At 35.5% G+C, this 4,448-nt stretch carries 4 protein-coding genes; all 4 read left to right on the top strand.

Features of this window, described 5'->3' with window-relative positions; translation table 11 throughout:
* Window positions 1-137: 137 nt before the first annotated feature.
* The gene (locus A9Q93_RS13795) at window positions 138-1,022 is read left to right on the top strand and encodes a carboxypeptidase-like regulatory domain-containing protein (RefSeq protein WP_303687983.1); all 885 of its coding nucleotides are present in this window, start codon (window positions 138-140) and stop codon (window positions 1,020-1,022) included.
* On the top strand, window positions 1,019-1,567 hold the full coding sequence (locus A9Q93_RS13790; RefSeq protein ID WP_303687982.1) for a hypothetical protein: 549 nt from the start codon (window positions 1,019-1,021) through the stop codon (window positions 1,565-1,567). Before A9Q93_RS13795 ends, A9Q93_RS13790 begins: the two co-directional genes overlap by 4 nt.
* A 64-nt stretch (window positions 1,568-1,631) precedes the next feature.
* A complete protein-coding gene (locus tag A9Q93_RS13785; protein ID WP_303687981.1) occupies window positions 1,632-2,219 on the top strand; it encodes a DUF6702 family protein in 588 nt (195 codons plus the stop codon).
* A gap of 62 nt (window positions 2,220-2,281) precedes the next feature.
* Window positions 2,282-4,448: M1 family metallopeptidase (locus A9Q93_RS13780; protein WP_303687980.1), on the top strand; the 2,167-nt coding region annotated here is incomplete at its 3' end.

The following is a 4,448-nucleotide window of genomic DNA, read 5'->3' as shown; positions in this document are numbered from 1 at the left end:
TGATCATGTTTCTCATGTGTAGGTTTTTACTAGGTTAAACATCGTTAAACTCAAACAATGATAGAATTATTTAAGCGTTATTTGTAGTAATAATAATTTTTTGACATTATTTTAAGTCAAAAAGAATTCTAGGATTCATGAAAAATATTCTACTTCTCATATTTTTTGCTTGCTCTTTTTCATATGCTCAAAAAGAACGTATTCAAATACAAGGTTCACTAACTAGTGAATCTAATGAGCCACTTCAAGGAGTGACTGTCTTTAATCAGGCAGCTCTAGAAGGAACTATTTCTAATAAGGAAGGTAATTTCTTTATTTATGCTAGAGAAGGTGATAAACTTTCATTTAAAGCCGTTCAATTTGAACCTTTTTCCCTCAAAATTACAGAGAAAATAATTGAAGATAAATTGGTGAAGATCTCACTTAATGAAGGAGTAAATGAGCTGGATGAAGTGGTGATTCAAGACGGGCTTATGCGCATCCCAGTAAAAAAACTTACTTATGTAGATACTAAAGTTGATGAGGTAAGCGAGTTCAATAAAAATACAAGAGCAGTAGATCGTATGGAAAACACCTTTTCTGATCGAGTGCGACAACCAGAAGAATATGCAGTGCGAAATGAAGCTTTCAATCAGAATATGCCTCGCTTCAATATGACTAATCTTATAGGTGGACTGGCCATGCTTGCGCTTGGAACTTCTTTAAATGCTTTGAGTACTAATGTAGAAAAAGCTATTGATAATGGTCCTGAGAAACGACGAGAAGAGTTTGAAGTTTACATGCTTAAAAATAAATACAGTACAGATTACCTTTTAGATTATTTAAAACTGCCTAAGGAAGATCTTTACGAGTTCTTATATTTTGCTAAGGATCAGGGGTTAAACGAGTCTATGTTTGAGCCAGAAAGAGAACTAGATTTGTTACAATTCCTTTCAAATCAAGTAACTTTGTTTAAGGCAAAGAAAAATTACGTAAATAAAACAGAAGACATCTCACCTTCTGAAAATAAAAAAAACCAATGAAAACAAGACTATTAAAAACTAGCACGTACTTACTACTAAGTTTTTTACTTATTAATATGGTGGCTTGCGATAGTGATGACGACTTGCCAGTAGTGCAACCTGTAACTACAAATGTTTTTTGTTATGGACCAGATGCTGCTAGCTCCTTTGAAACGAGTGCCGCTTTTAATAATGAGGTTATTGAAGTTGCAAATAATGTTTATAGAACAACAGCCTTTGTAACAGATGGAAATATTACGGTAGATACAAATGGGGACTTTCAAGGAATAGGTGTTTTAATGGAAGTTGTACTTAATGGTAATCAGGACATCGCTTTTCAATCAGGAACTTACTTTATTGATGGTAGTCAGGATGCTGGAAAAGCTTATGTATCTTATGACCTTGATTATGATGCGACTAGTACAGATAATCGTGGTATACGTCTTACTACCGGATATATTAAAGTAAGGCCCTACCTTACAGGTTATGCTCTAGAAATAGAAGGAGAAGATATTAATGGAGATCGTTTTCATGGTATTTACTTAGGTAATGTCACAGAGATTTAGTGAAATCTTTTCCGAGTGTTTTTGGCATGAAAATCGTAATCATCATATGGACTAAATAACTATTATGTTTAAATTGTATAAAATTATGTGCATTACGGCTTTCTCATTAGCAAGCCTTACTTCATTTGCTTATGAAGACAATGCATATTATTCCTCATCATGTATGGAAGATTGTGATGGTTTCCGCTTTCGCGAAAGCGAGAACATTAATTTTCACAAATACTATATTTCGGTTTCAAATGCCACTTATAGCAAAGAAGCCAAAAGCGTGCAAATGATCACTAGGTTTTTTATAGATGATCTGGAAGATGTCATTAATGCACGTATTTCAAACCCAATTAAACTTGGTGATAAATCTACCATACAAGATGTCTACCCTTATCTAAAAGATTATCTGAATAAAAAGTTACAAGTTAAAATTGATGGTAAAAATACCATGCCTAATTTTCTAGGTGCCGAGTATGAGTCTGATCAAATAGTGCTTTATATTGAAATTCCTGCTGAGGATATTCCTGAAGAGATAACTATGAAGTTCAATGCGTTTATAGAGCTTTTTGAAGAGCAAAAAAATCTAGTACACTTGAAAATTAATGGTAAAAGAAAAACGATGCTGTTTGATATAAACAAGTCTACAGATTCTGTGAAGTTTTAGTTAAAAGCTTTAAAACTTACCCATTATTGTTAATTTAGCAAACCTTAATTTAAACTTTATACATGAAAGCTATTAAACTATTGTTTATCAGTATGATGCTGGTTTCTTATGGTTCTTTTGCACAAGAAGAAGAATCTAAAGAAGAGCCTAAAGCTGAAGAACATTACAACGTCAACAAATTCCGCCAACTTTATCAGGAATTTTCCACACCTAACCAGTACCGTAGTGCTAGTGGTGCGCCAGGTCCTAATTATTACCAGCAACGAGCTGATTATGAAATGGACATTAGACTAGATGATGATAATCATCATTTATATGGTTATGAAACAATTACTTATACTAACAATTCTCCAGATAATCTTGATTATTTATGGGTGCAGTTAGATCAAAATATGCGTGCTAAGGATTCTAAAACGCCTTTAATAGAAGGTGGTGGAGTACAGCCTTACATGCAACCAGCAGGTTTTGCAGGTGAATACTTAAGTGAGCCTTTTGATGGTGGTTTTAATATTAAGAAAGTACTAGATAAAAGTGGTAACCCATTAAAATACATGATCAATCAAACAATGATGCGTGTAGAGTTACCAGAGACTCTAGAAAGCGGTAAGAAATTTGAATTTGACATTGAGTGGGATTATAATATCAATGATCACGTAAATGGTCGTGGTCGTAGTGGTTATGAGCAATTTCCTGACGGTCATAGAGCTTATGTAATTGCTCAGTTCTATCCTAGAATGGCAGTTTACAATGATGTAGAGGGATGGCAAAACAGCCAGTTTTGGGGACGCGATGAGTTTGCATTGCCATTTGGTACTTTTGAAGTGAACATTACAGTTCCTGCAGACCACTGGTTAGACGGTACAGGTAAATTACAAAACCGTAAAGACGTTTACACAAAGCAAGAACTAGCGCGTTATGAGCAGGCTCAGAAATCTTTTGATAAGCCTGTAGTTATAAGAACACAGCAAGAGGCAGAGAAACTTGCAATGATGCCTGGTTCAAAGGAGACTAAGACATGGAAGTTAAAAGCAGATTATGTTCGTGATTTTGGATGGACTTCTTCTCGCCGATACGTTGCAGATGCGATGGCAGTTAAAGTAGGAGGAAAAGATATTATGGCTGTTTCTATCTATCCACCAGAAGGTAACCCATTATGGGAACAGTGGTCTTCTAGAGCAGTTGCTCAAACATTGAAGTCTTATTCCAGAATGACTTTTGATTACCCTTACCACAAAGCAATTTCAGTTCATGCAAAAAATCAAGGTATGGAATACCCAATGATATGCTGGAATTATGGTCGCCCTGATGCAGAAGGTAATTATTCTGATCGTGTAAAATTTGGAATGATTTCAGTAATTATTCACGAGGTAGGACACAATTATTTCCCAATGATCGTAAATTCTGATGAGCGTCAGTGGACATGGATGGATGAAGGTTTAACAACTTTCACTCAGTACATCGCAGAGCAAGATTTCGGTGAGACTTATCCAGAAGCAATTGAAGGTCTTGATGCTTATCCTTCAAGAAGAGGTCCTGCAGCAAAAATTGTACCTTATATGGCTGGTGATCAAAAGTATATAGCACCTATTATGAGTAAAGGATTAAATACATATCAATTTGGATCAAATGCTTACGGTAAGCCAGCAACGGCTTTAAATATCCTGCGTGAGACTGTTATGGGACGTGAATTATTTGATTATGCTTTCCGTACGTATGCACAAAGATGGATGTTCAAGCACCCAACGCCGGAAGACTTTTTCCGTACGATGGAAGATGCTAGTGCTATGGATCTAGACTGGTTCTGGAGAGGATGGTTCTATACAACTCGTTACAACGATATGGGAATTAAATCTGTAGATAAGTACTTTGTTTCAAGCGAGAAAAACCAAGCTATGAAAGACCTTATGGCCGAAAGAAATATTCCAGAAGATAGAATACCGCCATTAGTTTACATGGTAAAAGAAGGAAGTGAAGACTTTAATGAAGACCTTAAAGGTAAAGAACCTGCTGAAGTTGTAGGTGAATTAAAAACTTTCATGATGGATAACTTTACTGCAGAAGAAAGAGCTTCAATGAAGACACCTAAATATTTCTACGAGATTACAGTAGAGAAGCCAGGTGGTCTTGTAATGCCTATCATAATAGAATATACCTATGCAGATGGAACTACTGAAACGGTTACTCATCCTGCAGAGATATGGAGATACAATGATAAAGAAGTAGGGTTAA

The organism is Nonlabens dokdonensis (genome assembly GCF_002162835.1).
GTDB lineage: Bacteria > Bacteroidota > Bacteroidia > Flavobacteriales > Flavobacteriaceae > Nonlabens > Nonlabens dokdonensis_B.
This window is presented reverse-complemented; position numbering and strand designations above follow the sequence as displayed.